Raw genomic sequence first — 4,073 nt, forward strand, 5'->3', positions numbered from 1 at the left:
GGCATAGCTATCCCACCCTCTTGCCCTGCGCGCAGGCTGAGTTTGCCGGTTACGGCTCTATAAGCGCCGAGGCGGCCATCGTGAAGGGATTGAACTTCCGGCCGCTGGAGGAGACCGCCGCCGACCTTGCCCACTGGCTCGCCATCGAGCCTGCCGCCGGGGGGGTGGAGAATGCCATGACACAGGCCGAGGAGACTTCGCTACGGCAGCTGTTGCTGGAGCCCAGTCTGCAATAAGAGAGGGTGCATCGAGCCGCTGCTACCGAGCGTGGCGCGGCAGGTGTGAATACAACGAGAGAGGGCATCCCGCGAGATGCCCTCTCTGTCTATTCATACCTGATGGCTACCGAAGATCGGTTGACGAGATTCCCCATGGGGCCGTCTTCGCTCGCCGTCCTAACGAATGGCGGCCCCCGCGGCTACCAGCAGCTCTTTCAAAATGGTGCGATGGCAGCGGGACTCCTGCTCGCAGTAGCAACCGACCGAGAGGTTGGTGGTGTGGGAGAGGGCGGCCAGCAGCGCCAGATCATGCCTGGCGGCAGGTTGCGCCATCTCGGCCTTGTACTGTTTGCCAAACGCCGCCCATTGGGCGGGTGTCTCGGCTGCCTGCCCCAGCTTCATGGTCTCGCTGCTGGGCGCCAGGTTGGGAAACCAGACATCGTACCAATGCTGGTTGGCAAATTCGCTCTTGGGTACGCCGCGGGGCGGGCGGCGCACCGTGCCGATCCGCAGCCCCTCATCGGGCAGGCGCGGGCTGCCAAGGCGAACGATAGCGAGGGCCATGACAGTGAGTTACTTCTCTTCGGCCACTTTCAGCGCCTGCCCGTAGCAGATCACCTGTCTCAGGCAGCCCGGGGTGTCGCTGAATTCGGCACACTTGTCGATGGTGACGCCGTTGCCGCCCATGTCGGCGGCGCGGCGGCGGGCCAGGGTGCGCGCTTCACCGGCGTTGGGCACCGGCTGGTTGGCATCGGCCTGGCAGGATTCACCCTCGATGGTGCCAAGGTAGAGGTAGTTGAGGTCAGCCAGCTCATCCTGTTCATAGATGCGCACGCTACCGGGTTTGAAGTATTCGTCGAAGTTCTCTTTATCCAGATTGCTGTTGAAGGCGTAGTTGGCACAGCCGGAGGCAATCAGGGGCATCATCAGGATCAGGCGTTTCATCGTCTCGTATCTTGTGTCGGTGATGAGGACAGTAGAAATGCGCAGGCGCTCCATGTCAGCATCTTGTTGAATAATGAGGGGGACATTATAGGGGCCAGCCGCCTGCCGCGACCAGCCCCGTTTTGCGCCCTGTTGTCGGGGTGTGACCCCCATCAGCCTGATATCAGGCTGATATCAAACAGGAGCCAGTCGCTGATAGAGGCTGCGGTAGTAATCATCCGCCAGCAGCTCGTTGTGCGGGGCGCAGAGACGGATCTGTCCCTCTTCCATCAGGGCAATCCGGTCCATCTGCTCCATCCCCAGCAGACGGTGGGAGATAAGCAGCAAGGTGCGATCTGCCCCGAGCCGGAACAGCAGATCCATGATCTCCCGTTCGGTCTGACTGTCGAGCCCTTCGGTCGGTTCGTCCAGCAGCCAGAGCGGCGCATCGTGCAGCAGGGCGCGGGCGATGCCGATACGGCGACGCTCACCACCGGAGAGGGGGCGGCCGCCGTCACCGAGCCAGGCGTCGAGACCCGCCTCATCCTCCAGCAGATTGGCCAGTCCGACCTGGGTCAGTACCGCAATCAGCTGCTCGTCAGTGGCGGTCGGGGCGGCCAGCTTGAGGTTGCCCCGCAGGGTATCGGCAAACAGATGCACCCGCTGGCTTACTACCGAGATGGAGGCGCGCAGCGCCCCTTCGCTGTAGTCGGTGAGCGGCTTGCCACCCAGCAGGATCTTGCCAGCCTGCGGGCTCCACTCACGGGTCAGCAGCCCCATCAGAGTCGATTTGCCGCAGCCGGTCTGGCCCAGCAGGGCCAGCTTTTCCCCAGCGTGCAGTTGCAGGGTGCAGCCACGCAGCACCGGCTGGGGATTGTCCGGGTAGCCAAAATAGAGGTCATTGATCTGCAGCGTGCCAGCGGTGGCATGGGTCTGTCCGCCGCCCCACACGGGGGCTTTTGCCTCTTGCAGGATCTCGTTCAGGCGGCGTGCCGAGGTGAGGCTGGTGGAGAGGTGCTGGAAAGCCCCCGCCAGCGGCATCAGTGCCTCGAAGCTGGCCAGGGTGGCAAAGACCATCAACGCGGTAATGGGGTCGGGCGCAGCGCCCGCCACTCCATGACCGGCCAGCCAGAGCATCAGGGTCAGGGTCCAGCCGCTCAGCAGTTGCACCGAGAAGTTGGCCAGCCCGCTCACCTTGGCCATACGGGCCTGCGCGACGAGCAGTGCCTGTTCGGCTTGTTGCAGCTCAACCAGCGCCTTGGGAGCTGCGGCAAACATCTGCAGTTCGGCCTGACCATCCAGATAGTCCACCATTCGGGTGCGCAGGGTTGATTTTTCGGCAATCAGCGCCTGACCGGGGCGACGGCCGAGGAAGTAGAACACCAGCGGCAGGGCAATCATGCCAAATAGCAGAATGGCACCCAGGGTGAGGGCGAGGCGGCTGTCGAAAAACGACAGGAAGAAGACCAGTCCGGCGGTGCTGAGCAGGGCCGCGCCTATGGGGGTGATCAGCCGCAGATAGACGTGGTCCATCGCATCGATGTCGGCCACCAGTCGGTTGAGCAGATCCGCCTGACGAAAACCGGCCAGGGTACCGGTGGAGAGCGGCGAGAGTTTCTGCCAGAACCAGACCCGCAGTCGGGTCAATACCCGGAAGGTGGCATCGTGGCTCACTACCCGCTCACCCCAGCGACCGGCGGTACGGACGATGGAGAAGAAGCGCACCCCGCCTGCAGGGGTCATGTAGTTAAAGGCATGGGTCGTCGCAACTGTCATCCCCGCCACGGCAGCGGCGGAGAGGAACCAGCCGGAGAGGGAGAGCAGCCCCATGCCAGCGGCCAGGGTCACCAGCGCCAGCAGCAAACCAATGGTGAGGCTGAGCCAGTGTTGGCGATAGAGGCGCAGAAACGGCAACAGATCACTCATCGAGAGAACCTCCGGAACGTTGGGAGAGCAGGCGGGCAAAAGGCCCCTGCCCAGAACTAAGTTGCTGGAAGCTGCCTTGCTCCACCAGCTGGCCGCGGGCCAGCACCAGAATCTTGTCCATCTTGGTGAGCTGGTCGAGGCGGTGGGTGATCATCAGCAGGGTCTGGCCAGCCATCACCTGCTCAATGGTGGTCATGATGGCGCGTTCGGAGTGGCGATCCAGACTGGCGGTCGGTTCATCGAGCACCATCAGCTGGGTTGATTTGAGCAGGGTGCGCGCCAGTGCGAGGCGCTGGGCCTGACCGACCGAGAGGCCACCTGCCTGATCGCCGACTGGATAGTCGAGCCCCTTCTCCATGGCAAATTCCCACGCTTGCGCCCGTTTCAGGGCATCTTCCAGCTCGGCGTCGCTGGCCGTCGGTTTGGCCAGCAGCAGGTTGTCGCGCAAGGAGGCGTGGAACAGCTGCGGGTTTTGCGAGAGCCAGCCCAGTTGCAGGCGCCACTGGCTCATGTCGAGGGTGGCAAGCTCCTGCCCGTTGACCTTGAGCTCACCACTATAGGGAGCAAAGCCGAGCAGGGCGTTGACCAGCGAGCTCTTGCCTGCGCCGCTGACGCCGATGAGGGCGGTACGTGAACCGGCTTCCAGGGTGAAGTCGATGGGGCCGACCAGCACCTTGCCTTCGGCGCTCAGCACTTCAAGCCCTTTGGCTTCGACCTTGACCGGGCTGTCGGCATGGAACGGCGCCGTGCCTGCAGCCGGTTCGCTCACCTCGGCTTCGAGGAATTCAAGCAGCTGCTCGGCAGCGCCGATAGCCTGCGCCTTGGCGTGGTAGTGGGCACCCAGTTCCCGCAGCGGGGCGTAGAACTCGGGGGCGAGAAACAGCACGAACAGACCGGTAAAGAGGGTAACCTTGACCCCATAGCTACCAAAGTTCAGATGGTCGATATAAGAGAAGCCGAAGTAGACGGCGACCAGTGCCACTGAAATGGCGGCGAAGAACTCCA

At 63.2% G+C, this 4,073-nt stretch carries 4 protein-coding genes and 1 pseudogene; 1 reads left to right on the plus strand and 4 read right to left on the minus strand.

The annotated features are described in order from the left end of the window. Window positions 1-236: pseudogene (locus AACS18_RS02360) on the plus strand (NAD-dependent epimerase/dehydratase family protein); the annotation flags it as partial. Window positions 237-395: 159 nt separating this feature from the next. Here AACS18_RS02360 and AACS18_RS02365 read toward each other — a convergent pair. From AACS18_RS02365 to AACS18_RS02380, 4 genes are all read right to left on the minus strand, one after another. Continuing rightward, window positions 396-782, minus strand: a complete 387-nt coding sequence (locus AACS18_RS02365; RefSeq protein WP_108613623.1) for a DUF488 domain-containing protein — start codon at window positions 780-782, stop codon at window positions 396-398. Window positions 783-791: 9 nt separating this feature from the next. Then, the gene (gene rcsF / locus AACS18_RS02370; protein WP_041235016.1) at window positions 792-1,163 is read right to left on the minus strand and encodes an Rcs stress response system protein RcsF; all 372 of its coding nucleotides are present in this window, start codon (window positions 1,161-1,163) and stop codon (window positions 792-794) included. 174 nt (window positions 1,164-1,337) lie between these two features. Further along, the gene (gene cydC / locus AACS18_RS02375; protein WP_108613624.1) at window positions 1,338-3,068 is read right to left on the minus strand and encodes a heme ABC transporter ATP-binding protein/permease CydC; all 1,731 of its coding nucleotides are present in this window, start codon (window positions 3,066-3,068) and stop codon (window positions 1,338-1,340) included. Further along, the coding region (locus tag AACS18_RS02380; protein WP_146184837.1) for an ATP-binding cassette domain-containing protein at window positions 3,061-4,073 on the minus strand (1,013 nt) is incomplete at its 5' end. The genes cydC and AACS18_RS02380, both read right to left, overlap by 8 nt.

Origin of the sequence: Aeromonas sp. HMWF015 (assembly GCF_963878965.1) — a bacterium.
Classification (GTDB): domain Bacteria; phylum Pseudomonadota; class Gammaproteobacteria; order Enterobacterales; family Aeromonadaceae; genus Aeromonas; species Aeromonas veronii.

Coding starts and splice junctions, on each gene's coding strand:
- AACS18_RS02365 (WP_108613623.1), bottom strand. CDS start 782: ATGGCCCTCGCTATCGTTCGCCTTGGCAGCCCGCGCCTGCCCGATGAG.
- cydC (WP_108613624.1), bottom strand. CDS start 3,068: ATGAGTGATCTGTTGCCGTTTCTGCGCCTCTATCGCCAACACTGGCTC.
- rcsF (WP_041235016.1), bottom strand. CDS start 1,163: ATGAAACGCCTGATCCTGATGATGCCCCTGATTGCCTCCGGCTGTGCC.